Here is a 593-nt window from a genome sequence, read left to right as displayed (position 1 = left end):
CCCAGCTCATCCTCCACGAACTCGGTGAGTATCTCGGTTATTCGCCACCGTCGTTGCTGGAGCGATCGATTGAGGACGCTCAGAAGATTCACCAGCAACGACCGGTCTTACAGGAGACGCTCGCTACCGCTACACAACCGAGGTGTGAGTCTTGGCTAAAGACGAATGTTCGTAGGGTATAGTCAGGCGCTGATTGAACTCACTGATATCCTCCGGTCGGAACGATTCTCCACCGAGGTCACCCGCACGCGGACACGTGGCACCGCCCAGCTGGCCGCCTACTCCCCGCTGAAACAATGCGAGCCTAGGCTGAAGGAAGCCGCGACATCGTCACCGAACAACTCGAATTCTCATTTGGCACCCCCCACTAATCGCTTACTCATCCAATTCCACGCCAGCCTTTCCAAGTGACTTCGAACCCTCTCTGAGAACTACACGCTCTACAAGGATGCGTTCACGCCTAATCTCCAGTATCATGATCGCCTCCTGACCGAGGAGTTCGCACAGCAACTCCTTGATCCAGCGCTCGCGACCGATTTCACGAATCAGCGGATGCTCTTGGAGCTTCATGATACTCAGTACCTCACAAAGCC

1 protein-coding gene and 1 pseudogene are annotated in these 593 nt (G+C 55.3%); one reads left to right on the top strand and one right to left on the bottom strand.

Annotated features, from left to right (window positions below):
• Positions 1–182: pseudogene (locus AOZ13_RS13665) on the top strand (hypothetical protein); the annotation flags it as partial.
• A gap of 193 nt (positions 183–375) precedes the next feature.
• Here the strand turns inward: AOZ13_RS13665 and AOZ13_RS13660 are convergent.
• Positions 376–593 (bottom strand): hypothetical protein (locus AOZ13_RS13660; RefSeq protein ID WP_234402896.1); only part of this gene is annotated, 218 nt, incomplete at its 5' end.

It is taken from the genome of Halarchaeum acidiphilum MH1-52-1 (assembly GCF_000474235.1).
Lineage (GTDB): Archaea > Halobacteriota > Halobacteria > Halobacteriales > Halobacteriaceae > Halarchaeum > Halarchaeum acidiphilum.
The sequence above is the reverse complement of the archived record's forward strand: the minus strand, read 5'-3'. Positions and strand labels throughout refer to the sequence as shown.